This window comes from Nocardia sp. NPDC024068 (assembly GCF_040638875.1).
GTDB lineage: Bacteria > Actinomycetota > Actinomycetes > Mycobacteriales > Mycobacteriaceae > Nocardia.
On sequence record NZ_JBEZYU010000001.1, the window covers coordinates 585,526 to 601,517 of the forward strand.

Genomic DNA, 15,992 nt, shown 5'->3' on the forward strand with positions numbered 1-15,992 from the left:
GTGGTGTCCCCCCGCCAACGGGGCCATGCTCGGACCGACACGTCCTGGCGGAGTCACCCGGTGAGGCCGCCACCACATAACGCGGCGGTGCGCGTGGATATGCACACACCGGCGACCGATAGCCCTCACCATCGAGTAGACGAACTCCCGACTACCGGACAAGAGGGCATGACGGATACCGACACCCCCCGCGACCACCGGCACCCGGACCGCCTCGCCCGGCTGCTCACCGACCTGCGCGATACCGGCGTCGCCGTGGACGATTCCACACTCACCCGGGCGCTCTACACCAGTGACGCGAGCCTCTACCGCGTGGTTCCCCAGGCGATCGCCTACCCCCGCACCGCCGGCGAACTCACCGCGGCCGTGCAGACCGCCCTGCGCAACGATATCGCGATCACCCCGCGCGGCGCGGGCACCTCGTGCTGCGGGAACGCGATCGGACCGGGCCTGATCGTGGACACCCGCCGCCACCTCGACCGTGTTCTCGGTATCGACGCGGCCGCCCGCACCGCGACCGTTCAGCCCGGCACCGTGCAGGCGGTACTGCAATCCGCCGCGGCGCCGCACCGCCTGCGGTTCGGGCCGGACCCCTCGACCAGCAACCGATGCACGATCGGCGGAATGATCGGCAACAACGCCTGCGGTCCGCGCGCGCTGGGTTACGGGCGCAGCGCCGATAATGTCGCCGCACTCGAGGTCGTACTGGGCACCGGTGAACAGCTGCGGGTCGGGTCGGGGACCCGGACCCCGTCCCCCACGCTGGATGCGGTGGAGCAGCTGGTCCGCGACAACCTGCGGACCATCCGCACCGAGTTCGGCCGGTTCGGCCGGCAGGTGTCGGGCTACTCCCTCGAACATCTGCTGCCGGAGAACGGGTTCGACGTCGCCCGGTTCCTGGCGGGCACCGAGGGGACGCTGGCCGTGATCACCGAGGCGACGGTCCGCCTCGCCGCCGACGCGGCGCACAAGGCGATGATCGTCCTCGGCTACCCCACCATGCCCGCGGCCGCCGACGACGCGCCCGCCATTCTGCGGCACCGGCCGACGGCCGCCGAAGGCCTGGACCGCCGGATCGTCGATGTCGTCGCGCAGCAGCAGGGCGCCGCGAGCATTCCCGCGCTTCCCGAGGGTGACGCCTGGGTGTTCGTCGAACTCGTCGACGACGATCCACGCCTGCTGCAGGACCGGGCCCAGGCCCTGCTCGCCGAGGCCGGCGCCCGGGACGGCTGGGTCGTCGAGGACCCGCGGGCCGCCGACCGCCTGTGGAAGATCCGGGCCGACGGCGCGGGACTCGCGGCGCTGAGCCTGGACCGGCCCGCCTACGGAGGCTGGGAGGATGCGGCGGTGCCGCCGGACCGGTTGGGTTCCTACCTGCGCGATTTCGAGCGGCTGATGAGCCGGCACGGGGTCCGGGGGCTGCCGTACGGTCATTTCGGGGACGGATGCGTGCACTGCCGGATCGATTTCCCGCTCGACGCCGCCGACGGCCCCCTGGCCTACCGGCGTTTCGTAGAGGAGGCCGCCGATCTGGTCGGCGGCTACGGCGGATCGATATCGGGTGAACACGGGGACGGCCGCGCCCGCTCGGCGCTGCTGCCCCGTATGTACTCTCCCGCCGCGATCTCACTGATGGCGCAGGTGAAGGCGATCTTCGACCCCCGGAACCTGCTCAATCCCGGCGTTTTGGTCGATCCGCGGCCGGTCGAGGCCGATATGCGTATCCCGCTCGCGCGCGAGACACCGCTGGCGCTGCGCGAACCTCTGCTGGTGGAATCGATCCACCGGTGTTCGGGTGTCGGGAAATGCCTGGCGAACGGTAGTTCCGCCGGTCAGGTGATGTGCCCGTCGTATCTGGCGACCGGGGAGGAGAAGGATTCGACGCGCGGTCGCGCCCGGGTCCTGCAGGAACTCGTCAACGGAGAACTGGTCGCGGGCTGGGACGCACCCGAAGTCGCCGAGGCGCTCGATCTGTGCCTGTCGTGCAAGGGATGTTCCCGGGATTGTCCCAGCGGCGTCGATATGGCCTCCTACAAATCCATCGCCACCGACCACGCGTACGCCGGGAAGATCCGGCCGCGCAGCCACTACGCGCTCGGATGGCTCCCCCGCTGGGCCCGGCTGGTCTCGGCCCTGCGCCTGGGTCCCGCGCTCAACGCGGGAACCCGGCTCCCCGGGCTGGGCAACCTGATCCGCTGGTCCGCGGGCGTGGACCGGCGCCGGAATCTGCCCGCCTTCGCGCGCCGCTCGAACCGGCGGGCCACGCGGATACCGGCCGTAACGGGACAACCCGTGGTCGTCTGGGTCGACTCGTTCACCGACGGTTTCGAAAACGAACATCTCGAAGCGCTGGTCCGGGTGCTCGCCGACGCCGGCTACCGGCCCCGGTTCCTCGACCGGAAGGCCTGCTGCGGCCTGACCTGGATCTCCACCGGTCAGCGCGACGGAGCACGCCGGCAGCTGGCGGCGGCGCTCGATGTGCTGTATCCGATCATCGCCGGCGGCACCCCGGTGGTCGGTGTCGAACCCTCCTGTGTCGCGGTGTGGCGCAGCGATGCCCGCGAACTGCTCGACGATCCACGCCTGCCCGTCGTCGCCGCGGGAGTCCGGACGCTTGCCGAGATCCTCTCCGACACCCCCGGGTGGCAGCCACCCGATCTCACCGGCGTCGACATCATCGCCCAGCCGCACTGCCATCACGCGTCGGTTCTCGGCTGGGATACCGACGCCCGGCTACTCGAACGGACCGGAGCCACCGTCACCACCGTCGGCGGATGTTGCGGTCTGGCCGGTAACTTCGGCGTCGAACGGGGCCACTACGAGGTATCGGTCGCGGTCGCGGAAACCGCGCTGCTGCCCGCCGTGCGCGCGGGTGGCAGCGAGACGGTGGTCCTCGCCGACGGCTTCTCCTGCCGCCTGCAACTCGCCGAACTGTCGGGCCGGACCGGGTCGACGCTCGCGCAACTCCTGGTCCGGCAGCAGGAGTGACGGCACCGGACGACCACGGACAGCACGGCGGTTGTCGGGCGGGCGGTGTAGCGTCCACCGGCGTCGAACCGTCCACCGTCCAGTGAGGAAATGGAATGCCCCGGGAGCTCGCCGACCTGCCGTTCGCACAGTGGCTGGAAACCGCCGGTGACCTGCGGGCCGAAGACGAGTACGAATGCGCGCTGTTCGAAGCGGCCGAACACCCCGGTGCCGATCTCCGCCACACGGAATTCGGGCAATGCGCCTTCCGGGGCGTGACCTTCTCGGGAGGTTCGGCCCACAACGCCAGGTTCGCCGACGTCTGGCTGCACGGCGTGCGGTTCACCGGTACCGAGATGCCGGACGCCATGTGGATGGACGCCGAGATCATCGAAGGCGCCTGGTCGGGTGTGGAAGCCAGCGGCGCCGAGTTGCGGCGGGTGGTGTTCCACAACTGCAAATTCGATTCGGTGAACCTGCGCGGAGCGACGCTGACCAAGGTCCGATTCGTGGACTGCGTACTGCGGCATATCGATATCGGCGCGGCGAAACTCTCGGAGGTCGAGTTCCCCGGCACCGAGATCTCGGCACTCGTGGTGCGTGACACGCAGCTGAAGAAGGTCGATTTCCGGCAGGCGCAAAGCCTCGGTGTCGGAGACGGGGTGGACGCCCTGCGCGGAGCGATCATCACACCCGGCCAGCTACTCGACTTGGCCCCGGCATTCGCGGCGGCCGCCGGCCTCGTGGTGAAACCCCTCTAGCCCGCATCGATTCCGGACTCGCCCGGCGCCGCGGAGCCCGGCGTCGACCTCCGCCGCCGCGGTTCCCAGGGCGGCATCTCGGCGGGGAAGCATCGCATCGGCAGATCGTCATGATCGCGGGTGCGATCGACGTTCCCGGTGGGACACCCGGAAGGCCCGCGGCCTATCTCCGGCCCGTCACCGACCGCAGCCGCACCGCGTCCCGGCCGGGCGAGATACCGAACGTCCGGTGGTACTCACGGTTGAATTGCGAGGCGCTCTCGTAGCCGACGCGATAGCCGATCTCGGCGATATCGGCCGTCCGGGTGCCGAGCAGGATCCGGGCCTCGCGCAACCGGATCTCCCGCCGGAACTCGATCGGCGTCATGGAGGTGGCGGCCCGGAAGTGGCGGCGGAACGCGGACTCGCTCATCCCGGCCACGGCGGCCAGGTCGGCGACGAGCAACGGCTGGTCGTAATGGGTACGGATCCAGCGGATGGCACGGGCGATATGGGCGAGATGCCCGTCGGCCAGGCCGATCCGCCGGACGAGTGCACCCTGGTCACCGGTGATCAGCCGCCACAGGATCTCCCGCTGCAGTCCGGCGGCGAGTACGGCGAGATCGTCCGGGTGATCGAGCAGGCGCAGCAGCCGGACGACCGGATCGAGCAGTTCCGGCGGCGCGGTACCGACGGCGAGACCGGCAGGCCGGGCCGCGCGGGGCACCGCGCCGGTTTCCAGCAGCAGTGGTGCGATCGACTCGGGACGCAGCCGCATACTGAACACCACCAGGGGCGCGTCCGCATCGGCGCGCAGCGCCTGGCCGGTCACCGGGAGATCGACCGGGACGACCAGGTACTGCCCCGTGCCGCAGTCGTAGGGCGTCCCGTTCAGCGTCGTACGCTTCACACCCTGTCCCACCAGCGCGAATGTCGGCTCGGCCATCGTGCCGATCGGAAGGGTCGGTTCCCGGACCGCGGTGAGGGATACCCCGTCCAGCACGGTCGGTGTGTGGGCGGCATCGAGCGGAACACCGTCCAGAACCCGGACCGCGCGCTGGCCCCCGCCTCCGGCATGGCGCACCACCAGCGCCCGGAATTCGTCGAGGAGGCTCACCCCACGAGTGCAGCACCCCGGCTCCGGCGGCGCAACGCCCCTCGGCCCGATCCGGGCGAGTTCGACCGGATCGGGCAAGCCGGGAGCCGGATCGGCGTCACGGTCGCCGGCGTTCACGCGATCTCATGACCGTATGGAAACACGCACCCTGGGAAGAACCGGGATCGAAGTCGGCCCGCTCGCCCTCGGCACGATGATGTTCGGTGCCTGGGGCAACCCCGACCACGACGACTGCGTCCGCATCATCGGCCGGGCGCTCGACGCCGGTATCAACCTCGTCGACACCGCCGACGTCTACTCCGCCGGGGAGTCGGAGGTCATCGTGGGCAAGGCTCTCGCCGCGGTGGACCGGTCCCGCGTCGTGCTGGCGACCAAATTCGGCTCGCCGATGGGGACGGACCCCAATGCGCGCGGCGGGTCCCGGCGCTGGATCGTGACCGCGTGCGAGAACAGCCTCCGCCGTCTCGGCACCGACTACATCGACCTGTATCAGATCCACCGGCCGGACGAGAGAGTCGATATCGACGAGACGCTGGGTGCCCTGAGTGATCTGGTCCGGGCGGGCAAGATCCGGGCCTTCGGCAGCTCGACGTTCCCGGCGGAGCAGATCGTGGCAGCCCAGTGGGTGGCCGAGACGCGTGGCCGGGAGCGTTTCACGACCGAGCAGCCGCCGTATTCGATCCTGGTGCGCGGGATCGAGGGCCATGTCCTGCCGGTCGCCGAGGCGTATGGGATGGGGGTCGTGTCGTGGAGCCCGCTGGCCGGCGGCTGGCTGTCCGGGCGGTTCGGGGCCGGTAAGGCGAACAGCAGCGAGCGGGATCGGCGCCTGCCCGCGCGCCCGGGCGCCGGCGGGCGCTATGACCTGTCGACGCCGGCCAACCGGCGCAAACTCGAGATCGTCACCGAACTGGCGGCCCTGGCCGACGAAGCCGGGCTGACCTTGATCGAGCTGGCACTGGCGTTCGTCCTGGAGCACCCCGCCGTGAGTTCCGCGATCATCGGACCCCGCACACCGGACCAGCTCGAAGCTCAGCTGACGGCGCCACAGATCCGGCTCGACCCCGCCGTCCTCGATCGCATCGACCGGATCGTCGCGCCGGGCACCGATATCAACCCCGAGGACACCGCGTGGCGGCCGCCGGTCCTGGCCGATCCCGCCCGGCGCCGGCGCGGCCGATCCGGGCAGGCCGCGCCCCGGACCGCCGTTGTCTCCCACCCCGGGTGATCAACTCAGCGAGCGGAAGAAAGCACGCACATCCTGGGCGAACAGATCCGGGACCTCCATCGCGGCGAAATGGCCGCCGCGGTCGAACTCCGACCAGTGCGTGATGTTGTACTTCCGTTCGGCCAGCGGCCGCACCGATTGCGTGATGTCGTGCGCGAATACCGCCACTCCCAACGGCACCGGGCAAGGGGCGGACCCGCGCGCGGTCTCACGGGTCAGCCGCGCCGACGACGCCGCGGTGGCGGTGAGCCAGTACAGCGAGATATCGGTAAGGATCCGTTCGTCGTCGATCGGTGTGCGGGGATCGGTCCACTGCGCGAAACGCTCGGCGATCCAGGCCAGCTGGCCGACCGGTGAATCGGTCAGCGCGTAACCGATGGTCTGCGGGGTGAGGGCCTGTAGCGCCTGGTAGGGCGGGCGATTGGCCATCAGCTGCCGGACCTTGTCCAGCCGGGCCTCATCGGTCGCCGACAGGGCGACACCGGCTTCCGGATCCGGCGGGGTGGGCAGGTAGTTGACGTGCACTCCGACCACGTGATCGGGCGCCAGCGCACCGAGTGCGGTGGAGATGCCGGAACCGAAATCTCCACCCTGCGCGCCGTAGCGCTCGTACCCGAGGCGGTGCATCAGCTCGGCCCAGGCTCCCGCGACCCGGGTGACATCCCAGCCGCGCTCATGGGTCGGACCCGAGAAACCGAAACCTGGGATCGACGGGATCACCAGGTGGAAGTCGCGCGAGAGCGGTTCGATCACCTCCAGAAATTCCAGGAACGAACCGGGCCACCCGTGGGTGAGGATCAGCGGGAGCGCATCCGGTTTCGGCGACCGCACGTGCACGAAATGAATGTTCTGGCCGTCGATCTCGGTGGTGAAATGCGGGAGACGATTGAGCTCCGTCTCGTGTTTGCGCCAGTCGTAACCGGTGCGCCAGTATTCGGCCAGCTCCCGCAGCCGGGCCAGCGGGAACCCGTAGTCCGATCCGGCGCCGGCGATCTCGTTGGGCCAGCGGGTGCGGGCGAGCCGGTCGTTCAGATCGTCGAGGTCGGCCTGGGGGATATCGATCTCGAACGGGGTGACGGCGGTCGGATTCACGGCGGCCTCCTGCGTGGTGGGGTGGGTGACGGTGGATGCGGGCGACGCACACCCGGTGACGCCGAATACGAGGGTGATCGCGGCGAGACCAGCGGCGGCGCAACGGATGGGTCCGGTGATGACAGCTCCTACTTCGTTGGCGCTGCCAACGTTATCAAACGTTGGTCGAACCAACAAGTGAGCGCGAGAGCGCCCTCGATCCGGGGATTCCATCGATACTGCGGCGGCGCAGTAGCCGGCAGGCGGAAGCCGGGACCCGGCCCTACCTCTGCTGGTGGTGAGTGAACAGCCGGGTGAGCAGCCGGGCCAGGGTCTGCCGATCCCGATCCGAGAGCGGCCCGAGCAGTTCCTCCTGCACCCGATCGAGATCCCGGTCCAGACGCGCCAGCTGCCCGCTCCCCGCCTCGGTGAGACTGATCAGATTCCGCCGCCGATCGCCCGGGTCCGGCGTCCGCTCCACGAAACCCGGCTCGGCCAGCTCGTTGATCGCCGCCACCACATCGCTGCGGTCCATATTGCAGCGGCGGCCGATCTCGGCCTGGCTGGCCACCCCGAACTCATCCAACGCGGCCAGAATGCGGTAGTGATACCCACGCGCACCCGCCGCCGCGAACGCCTCGGTGGCGAAGCGATGGGCGTAGACCGACAGCTGGGTCAGCAACCAGCTCGGCTTGTCCGTCAGGCGCGCGGGCATCTCCTCCATGCGGCCACGGTACATCCATTGGCGCGCCCAACAGCAGGGGCTGCTGGTGGCTACCCACGGCGAGCACGATGAGTCGGCGCAGGGTGAGATCCGGGCGGCGCCGGGCCAGGTCGACGCCGCCCTGCGCGAAACCGATCGAGCGGGAGCCTCCGGTCACCGGGAAGAACCTGCTCGCGCCGAACGCCGCGATCGGGCGAGTGGCGCTCGAATGCTCAGGCCGGCGTGACCGGACGCCGTGCGTCGACCAGCTCGCCGATCCACGGCAGGACCGCGTCGCGGACATCGACGGTTCGCGGCAGCAAACCGTTGGTGCGCAACAGATCCGCCGAACGCTGCTGTTCGTCGAGGAATTCACCGGTGACCGAGCCGATTCCGAAGGGGCGCCCACGCAGCGCCGCCTCCCAGCGATCGAGGTCGGCGGTCCCGCCCCGCCGCTGCGCGTCGTCGACGAAGAACTGTGCCGCCTCACGCGGGTTGGCCACGATCCACGCATCCGATTCCTGCAGCGCCGCGACGATCGCTTCCAGCTCGCGGCGATGGTTCTCGGCGAACTCGCGGCGGACGAACCACAACGACGGGTGGCTGAAGAGGCCCTCGGTGTCGACGAGCGTGTGTACCGGTGCGGCGGCCTCGATCTCCGCCAGTGCCGGGTGGGCCCCGACCCAGGCGTCGAGATCGCCGCGCACCAAGGCGGCACCGCCTTCGTTCACGTCGATATCGACCGGCGCGATATCGGACCAGCGCAGCCCCTCGCGGTCCAGGGCGAGCAGGGCCAGCGTGGTCTGCCACGAACCGTGTGCGATCCCGACCCGCTTACCACGCAGATCGGCGACGGTGCGGATACCGGAGTCCGCGAGGCTCACCAACCGCCCGTTCTCGACGCGCGGCCCGGAGATCCCGACGTACACCAGGTCGCGCCCCTGGCCCAGGCCGGTGATCGGCGGGGTGAATCCGGTACCGATGAAATCGTATCCACCGTCCTCGAACAACCAGTCCGAATGCAGCGTCGGCAACCCGGTGCGGGGATCGGCCCGCGGCGGCGCCGGCAGCTCGCGCAGGTCGACCCACTCGGCGTCGGGGAGGTGGCGTTCGAGCAGGCCGTTGTGGCGCAGCACGAACAACGAGTTGTTGTTCGGGAAGTAGCCGATGCGAACAGTCATGAGAAGAACTCCTTTTCGGCGACCGCTCAGACGAGGCCGCGGCGGCGGGCCTCGTCCAGCAGTCCACTGCGACCCCATTGCGCGACGAGGTTCGTCGGGTCGAAGTCGACGGCGCCGCCGACGAGTTCGCCGAGCGCCTGGTACTGGGCGCCTTCTTCGAGCAGGACCACGAATTTGGCGAGATCGAGCAGACCCGACCGGCCGATGACATTGACGCCGCCGTTGGCCTCGAAGATCGCGGCGAGGTCCGGGTCGTCGACGAGGCGGTCGAGGATGAAATCGCCGGGCGCCCGGCTGCGGTCGATATGAGCGGGTATATCGCGGGAGAGGGTCAGGCGCTGCGAGGCCGCGTACTTGATACGCAGAGTGCGGTGGGTCTGGGCCCACCCACCCAGCCACGGCGTGTGCACGTGCACGATCGAGGTGATCTCGGGGTGCTCACGGAACACCTTGGCATAGCCGGTGACGAATCCGGCGGGACCGGCGCCGGCCAGTACCTCTCCGTCGAATGTCGCGAGGATCGGTTTCGCGTTCCGGTCCTGCGCCCACGGGCCGGGCTCGTTGAGCGCGACGGCGAGTTCTTCGCCGGGGACCCGTTCGACGAAGTTCACGGTGCCGTTGGCGGAAACGGTCCCGGTCTCGCGGAAGACGCGGAACGCGGTGTCGGCGGCCCGGCGCGCGTCGTCGACGAAGGCCTCGACCGCGGGAGTGACGCGCGATTCGATGCTGGTCATGCTGATTCTCCTATCGGGTGGAAACGGGACGGACCCGGGTGGGCGTGGTGCGCCGGAGCAGCGGCAGCACTTCTTCGCCCACGCGGTAGGCCTCTTCGAGATGGGGATTACCGGCGAGGATGAACGCGTCCACCCCGAGGTCGATCAGCTGGTCGAGCCGTTCGGCTACCTGCTCGTAGCTGCCCACGAGCCCGAACGCCGGCCCGCCGCGGATGAGGCTGAATCCGCACCACACATTGGGTTGGACTTCCAGGTCGCGGTAGCCGGTGATGTGTTCCGGCACCCAGCCTTTGATCCGCGCCGCACCGACGGAATCGCCCTGGGCGGCGCGGTCGGCTGCCGCGCGGTCGACCGACGCCCAGCCTTTCTCGATCTCCGTCCACGCGGCCTCTTCGGTATGCCTGGCAACGATGTCGATCCGGACCGCGAACTTCGGTGCGCGGCCGGTTTTCTCGGAACGCGCGCGGACTCCGTCGAACTTCGTCCGCAGGTCGTCGAAGGGTTCGAGCCAGGAAAGGTAGTAGTCGGCGTGCCGGCCCGCGGCGTCCACGGCGGCACCGGACGACCCGGAGAAGTACACCTCGGGAAACGGCTGTCCGGCCAGCAACGGCGGCAGCGCCGCCCCCTCGGTGGTGAAGAACCGCCCGCTGTAGTCGAACGGCGCCCCGTCCCACACGCCGCGCAGCACGTCGAGGAATTCCGAGGTGCGCCCGTAGCGGTCGTCGTGCGCCACCTTGTCGCCCCACCACAGCTGCGGTGCCCCACCGCCGCCGCTGATGATGTTGTAGACCAGGCGTCCCCCGGTGGCACGCTGCAGGCTCGCCGACATCCGGGCGGCCTGCAGCGGGTGCAGGAACCCGGGCTGGAACGCCACCATGAATCGGTAGGTATCGCTTTCCCGGGCGAGCGCGGACGCGGTGGCCCACGGGTCCTCGGTGATCGGGAAGGAGGGCAGCAGCCCACCGACGAACCCCGCGGACTCCGATGCCTTCACCACCGCGGCCATATGGTCGATATAGCTGTATCCATCCAGCCTGCCGCCACGGATAGCGGGTGCGATATTGCCCGGCCGGTGGCCGCCGGCATGCCCACGGTTGTAGCGGCGTGGGGTGCGTAACGACGCGTGGTCGCCCTCCATACCGATGCGCCAGTAGAAGTCCGTGCTCACGCCTGGTTCTCCTGTCCCACGAGAGTGCGTCCGGCCGGGTCGGCCAGGTGCAGCAGGTGCTCCCCCGCCCGGTGCAGTTCTTCGATATGGGGATGTCCGGTCAGTTCGAACAGCTCGATACCGCGCGTCCGGTAGTCCGAGAGCGCCCGCGCCACCTGCTCGTAGCTACCGACCAGGCCGATCGAGCGGGTGTAACCGATACGGTCGAAACCCGACCAGCGGGAACCGTCGAGTGCGAGCCCCCGGACCTCGTTCTCGTGCCCCGCCGGATGAACTTCGCGCCACTGTCGCAGGACGCGCGCCCACGCCTCGTCCTCGGTCTCCCGGGCGACGACCGGCAGGGCGAGTCCCGCGCGCACACCGCGCCCGGCCCTGCGCGTCGCATCCCGCAGGTCCGCCACCGCGTCGTCGACGCCGGCCGCGGTCTCGTCGAACACGTGCACATCACCGTGCTCGGCCGACAGTTCTATCGCCGCGGGCGAATTGCCCGACAGATGTACGACGGGAAACGGCAGACCCGACAGGATGCCACGGAATCCGCCGTCGATGACGTCGTAGTATTCGCCGGCGAAGTCGAACCCGGTGCCCCCGAACCGCCCGGGCAGCACCTGCTCCTCGTTCCACACGCCGCGTGCGACGGTGAGGAACTCGGCGGCCCGCCGGTAACGATCGGCGCCGCCGACCCGGTCACCCCGCGCCGCGGCATCGGCGGCATCGGTTTCCACGCGCAACCGCCAGTCGAGCCGGCCGTTCGAGAGCCGCTGCAGGGTTGCCGACAGCTTGGCCGCGTACACGGGTGTCCCGAACGCGGGATGGAATTCGACGCCGACCCGCAGGTGCCGGGTCTGCCGCAGGGCCGACCCCGCGACCACCCACGACTCCTCCCCCTCCGGGTCGTACGGGACCACGACACCGTCGAGCCCGGACAGTTCGGCGGCGAGGACGACTTGATCGAGGAAGTCGAATCCGCCGCGATGCGCGGAAACGGAGCCGACATGGCGCCCGTCCCCGCGAACCGGCAGCTCCCACCGGAACTCGGTCACGAGGACACCGTCCGTTCGGCGGCGAGCCGCTCGCTCGCCTGCCGCAGCGGCTCCGGGGCGACCCACGAGGCGAGATCGAAATCGGCGGCGAGGAAACCGTGGGTGTAGAGGAAACGTTTCTGGATGTCGAGCAGCTCGATCCGCTCGCCGGACAGCGTCGGGTGCAGGCCACGATGGAACGTGTCACCGTATGCGGCCTCGACTCCCGCCGCGCCGGAGAAGGTTTCCCGGGCCAGCACGGCGCGGACCTCGTCGAGGTTGCCGGTGGCCCAGTCCGCGGCCCGCAGCGTCTGGGTGAGGAACCCGACCACCAGATCGGGTCGCGACTCCAACAGGTCCGCGTGGACGGTGATCGGGCGCGGGGTGCCGTTGTTGACACGCGAACGCTTCGACTCCGTGGCATCCAGGTCGACCGCGGTCCGCAGGCCGTGTTCGCGGGCCACCTCCTGGGCGCGGGCGCCCTTGACGTAGATCGCGTCGACCTCGCCGGCGAGCAGCGCCTCCACCCCCCAGGTGGTGATTCTGCGACCCGCAGCCTGCGCGCCCCGTACCTGCGGGTCGCGCTCGACCGCGACCTCGACGGGACGGACATCCGCGAAGGTGAGCCCGCCGAGCGCGAGCGCACTCGCGAATCCGTGCAGCGCCATCGCCCGGGGGAAACTGCGGGCCCGGTCCTGCGCCCAGGCGGGGACCGCGATCCGCGATCCGGCCAGATCACTGGGTCCGGAAGCGGGTGAGTCGGGTGCCACCAGGATCGCTTGCGCTTCGTCGATCCAGGTCAGGCCGATCAGCCGGGTGGGCGAACCCTCGGCCCGCGCGGCGAGTGCGGGCACATTGCCGCCCTCGCGGATCAGGCCCAGCAGCCGATGGTCGAAGTGCCGCGGCGCCAGTTCGGGCCCGGCGTCCTGCAGCACACCCAGACCGATCCCCGCTTCGGCGGCGGTCTCGCCCAGCCAGCCGAGACTGTGCGCCAGACCGCTCGCGGTGGGCACGGGGCACCGTGTGTACCAGAGAGTGTCGAGGACGTGATCGGCGGCAGCGGTCATCGCGTGCTCCTTCGGAGGGTCGTGGGGGAAGGGGTGCGGCCGACACCCAGCTCGGCCAGGAACGCCGCGCGGTAGCGCAGGGACTCCGGATCGGTGCGGTCCCGGGGGCGGGCCAGGTCGATATCGGTATCGACGGCGAACCGGCCCTCGTTCAGGATCAGGACCCGGTCGGCCAGCCGGACCGCTTCGTCGACGTCGTGGGTCACCAGCAGCACCGCCGGCCGGTGCCGCGCCACGAGGTCGCCGACCAGATCCTGCATCTGCAGCCGGGTCAGCGCGTCGAGCGCGGCGAACGGCTCGTCGAGCAACAGCAGTTCCGGTTCGCGCACCAGCGCCCGCGCCAGCGCCACCCGCTGCGCCTCGCCTCCCGACAGCGTCGCGGGCCACTGGCGCGCCTTGCCGTCGAGATTCACCTCGACCAGAGCGCGGGTAGCGCGCTCCTTGGTCTCGGTGGTGCGGCGCTGCCCGATGGTGACGTTGCCCAGAACCCGCTTCGACGGGATCAGTCGCGGCTCCTGGTAGACGGTGGTCCGCCGGGACGCCGCGAGAATCGTTCCCCCATCCGGCTTCTCGAGACCGGTCAGCAGCCGCAGGAGAGTGGTCTTCCCGGTTCCCGACGGCCCGAGGAGGACGACGAATTCGCCGCGGCGGATCTCCAGGTCGATCCCGTCGAGGACGGTGTTGTCACCGAACTTCTTGTGCAGCCCGGTGATCGACACCGCGACCGGCTCGCCTGCCCGGCGGGCGGTTGCCGACGCCGGGCTCTGGGCGCGCGCGGACAGCGGCGGCAGGGGCGCTTCGGGGCTCATCGGGTGGCCACCTGACCGCGCCACGGCATCGCGAACCGTTCGATGATCCGGACCACTCCGTCGAAGATCAGGCCCAGCACCGCGTACAGCACCACACAGAGCACCATGTAGTCGGTCCGGTTGTACTCCTGCGCGAGGGTCACCAGGTATCCGATCCCTTCCCGGGTTCCCACCTGCTCCGCCGCGATCAGGCCGGTGATCGCGATGGATAGGCATATCCGCAGTGCCATCAGCACTCCGGGCAGTGCCGAGGGCAGGATCACCTCGAACACCAGGCGCGGGCCCCGCGCTCCGAAACTCCGTGCCGCTTCGACCATCTTGCGATCGACATTGCGGACGCCGAGATAGGTGTAGGCGTACATGGGCCCGACGGTGGCGAACGCGATCAGCAGCACCTTGAACGTCTCATCGATACCGAACCAGGCGATGAAGAGGGGAACCAGCGCGAGGAACGGAACTGCCCGGTTGATCTGCATCGTCGAGTCCACGAGTTCCTCACCGAGGGCGGACAACCCGGAGAGGACACCGAGGACAAGCCCGGTCACGACCCCGAACAGCACTCCCAGCGCAGCCCGATGGAACGAGGCGATCGAATAGTCGACCAGCTGTCCGGTCTCGTACAACTCCGCGAATGCCGTCCACACCTTCGGGGGTCCGGCGAGGATCTCCTCGGCTATCACACCGGTCGCCGAGCCGATCCACCACACCGCGACGAGCAGGGCGGGCACGAGGAAACGGAGTGGGATCGACACCCACCCGGGGCGGCGCCGGCCGCCCCGGTACCGCGGCGCCTCCAGACCGGGTTCCCCGAGGCGCTGCCCGGGCCCGCCCCCGGCACGCGGTGTGGTCACCGTGGCCATCTCATTTCCCCGTGGTCGGTGCGGGCCGGTTCCCGGCGGCGGCGAGTTTTTCCTCGAGCGGATAGAAGACGTCCGCCGCGGTGACGGCCCGGGTGATCACACCGTTCTCGTAGAACAGGTCGGCGACTCCCTGCAGATCGGCCGCATCGTCGGCGGTCGGGTAGTGCGGCACCGACGCCCGGCGCCCGAGATCGATCGCGCGCTCGAGCCGTTCACCGGACAGCGCCCGTGGCCCGGCCTTCTCGAACACATTCTCGAAGTCCTCGGGGTCGGTCCGTTGCCGCTCGACCAATTGCTGCAGCGTCTCGAGATACTTCGCGGCGACATCGGGCCGCTTTTCGAGGACCTCGGTACGGAACGCGACGATCGTATTGTCCGTCGAGCCGACGGTGGCCTCGGTCGCGATCTCGACGGCCCCGCGGGCCTTGGCCTCCGCGTACGGATCGTTGAACGAGGCCCACGCGTCCACCTGACCGGTGGAGAAAGCGGAGGCGGCGTCCGATATCTGCAGCGGAACCCGCTCGACCCGGGCGGCGGGAATCCCGGCCTGTTCCAGCGCCTTCAGCGTGATGTACTCACCCTTGCCCGCCGGATTGACCGCGATTCGCTTACCGACGAGGTCTTCGACTTTCCGGATACCCGAGTCCGGCGCGGCGATGATACCGGCCTGATCCTGATCCACCGGGTCCGCGACCGCGACGATGCGGACGCCGACATCTTTCGACAGCGCTCCGACGACCGGGCTGTAGGCGCCGCCGGAGACGTCGAGTTCACCGGCGTTGAACAGCTTGAGGTTCGCGCTGAACGACGGCGGAGCGTTGACCCATTCGATCTTCGCGCCCAGCGGTGCGAGCGCTTCGTCGAAAGTGCCGTCTCGCTTGGCGACTGCGAGCGGGCCGGAATTGCCTTCGTCGGTGACCTTGAGGACGAAGGTGGGTTCGCCGCCCGCCGCAGACCCGTCCGCGGCCTCTCCGCCGGAGCCGCACGCGGCGGCGACCAACGCAACGACGGGGAGGATCGCGAGAGCAGCGCGCACACGAGGTGGGCGGCGGTGGGGACGCATCGGATTCGGCTCCTAGTCGGGAGAGGGCGGGGTACCCCAGAAAACTAAGCGGCAGCCGTGGAGGTGCCCACCCTTACTTTTCCTTCGACCGGAAAGCTTGACGCGAGAGCGGTAGGTATGTTTCTTCTCCAAGAAAGTCGGAAAAGGTGAAAATCTCCAGATAGATGACCTAGATGTCAGCCACGGCAGGACTTCCGAATCAAATCCATCCTTTCCGCCAGGCGGAAATTTGGGCACCGAACCGGACACATCCCGTGTTAGCGTC

Annotated in this window: 14 protein-coding genes; 3 read left to right on the forward strand and 11 right to left on the reverse strand. The window is 69.5% G+C overall.

What is annotated here, in order from left to right:
• The first annotated feature begins 168 nt into the window (after positions 1–168).
• Together AB0F41_RS02530 and AB0F41_RS02535 are read left to right on the forward strand one after the other, a co-directional pair.
• Positions 169–2,988 carry an FAD-binding and (Fe-S)-binding domain-containing protein gene (locus AB0F41_RS02530; protein ID WP_357420899.1) on the forward strand — a complete coding sequence of 940 codons (2,820 nt, stop codon included), beginning with the start codon at positions 169–171 and terminating at the stop codon, positions 2,986–2,988.
• Between the two features lie 95 nt (positions 2,989–3,083).
• Positions 3,084–3,728, forward strand: coding sequence for a pentapeptide repeat-containing protein (locus AB0F41_RS02535; protein WP_357420900.1), 645 nt, complete (start codon positions 3,084–3,086; stop codon positions 3,726–3,728).
• 163 nt (positions 3,729–3,891) lie between these two features.
• Here the strand turns inward: AB0F41_RS02535 and AB0F41_RS02540 are convergent, their stop codons facing one another.
• On the reverse strand, positions 3,892–4,824 hold the full coding sequence (locus AB0F41_RS02540; protein WP_357420901.1) for an AraC family transcriptional regulator: 933 nt from the start codon (positions 4,822–4,824) through the stop codon (positions 3,892–3,894).
• A 133-nt stretch (positions 4,825–4,957) separates the two neighbouring features.
• On the opposite strand from AB0F41_RS02540, the gene AB0F41_RS02545 reads away from it, so the two are divergent.
• A complete protein-coding gene (locus AB0F41_RS02545) occupies positions 4,958–6,049 on the forward strand; it encodes an aldo/keto reductase (protein WP_357420902.1) in 1,092 nt (363 codons plus the stop codon).
• On the opposite strand, the gene AB0F41_RS02550 is transcribed toward AB0F41_RS02545, so the two are convergent.
• From AB0F41_RS02550 to AB0F41_RS02595, 10 genes are all read right to left on the reverse strand, one after another.
• Entirely contained in the window at positions 6,050–7,141 is a 1,092-nt protein-coding gene (locus AB0F41_RS02550) for an epoxide hydrolase family protein (RefSeq protein ID WP_357420903.1), read from the reverse strand.
• Between the two features lie 262 nt (positions 7,142–7,403).
• Positions 7,404–7,844 carry a MarR family transcriptional regulator gene (locus AB0F41_RS02555; RefSeq protein WP_357420904.1) on the reverse strand — a complete coding sequence of 147 codons (441 nt, stop codon included), beginning with the start codon at positions 7,842–7,844 and terminating at the stop codon, positions 7,404–7,406.
• A 212-nt stretch (positions 7,845–8,056) separates the two neighbouring features.
• Positions 8,057–9,004 (reverse strand): ABC transporter substrate-binding protein, encoded by a 948-nt coding sequence (locus tag AB0F41_RS02560; protein ID WP_357420905.1) that lies wholly within the window; start codon positions 9,002–9,004, stop codon positions 8,057–8,059.
• A 26-nt stretch (positions 9,005–9,030) separates the two neighbouring features.
• On the reverse strand, positions 9,031–9,738 hold the full coding sequence (locus tag AB0F41_RS02565; RefSeq protein ID WP_357420906.1) for a class II aldolase/adducin family protein: 708 nt from the start codon (positions 9,736–9,738) through the stop codon (positions 9,031–9,033).
• 10 nt (positions 9,739–9,748) lie between these two features.
• Positions 9,749–10,906 carry an LLM class flavin-dependent oxidoreductase gene (locus AB0F41_RS02570; protein ID WP_357420907.1) on the reverse strand — a complete coding sequence of 386 codons (1,158 nt, stop codon included), beginning with the start codon at positions 10,904–10,906 and terminating at the stop codon, positions 9,749–9,751.
• Complete coding sequence (locus AB0F41_RS02575) at positions 10,903–11,949, reverse strand: LLM class flavin-dependent oxidoreductase (protein WP_357420908.1); 1,047 nt, start codon at positions 11,947–11,949, stop codon at positions 10,903–10,905. The genes AB0F41_RS02570 and AB0F41_RS02575 overlap by 4 nt, the downstream gene beginning before the upstream one ends.
• Positions 11,946–12,995 (reverse strand): ABC transporter substrate-binding protein, encoded by a 1,050-nt coding sequence (locus AB0F41_RS02580; protein WP_357420909.1) that lies wholly within the window; start codon positions 12,993–12,995, stop codon positions 11,946–11,948. The genes AB0F41_RS02575 and AB0F41_RS02580 overlap by 4 nt, the downstream gene beginning before the upstream one ends.
• Positions 12,992–13,804, reverse strand: coding sequence for an ABC transporter ATP-binding protein (locus tag AB0F41_RS02585; protein WP_357420910.1), 813 nt, complete (start codon positions 13,802–13,804; stop codon positions 12,992–12,994). Before AB0F41_RS02585 ends, AB0F41_RS02580 begins: the two co-directional genes overlap by 4 nt.
• The gene (locus AB0F41_RS02590; RefSeq protein ID WP_357420911.1) at positions 13,801–14,655 is read right to left on the reverse strand and encodes an ABC transporter permease; all 855 of its coding nucleotides are present in this window, start codon (positions 14,653–14,655) and stop codon (positions 13,801–13,803) included. Before AB0F41_RS02590 ends, AB0F41_RS02585 begins: the two co-directional genes overlap by 4 nt.
• Positions 14,656–14,665: 10 nt before the next feature.
• Entirely contained in the window at positions 14,666–15,727 is a 1,062-nt protein-coding gene (locus AB0F41_RS02595) for an NrtA/SsuA/CpmA family ABC transporter substrate-binding protein (RefSeq protein WP_357420912.1), read from the reverse strand.
• Between the last annotated feature and the right edge of the window lie 265 nt (positions 15,728–15,992).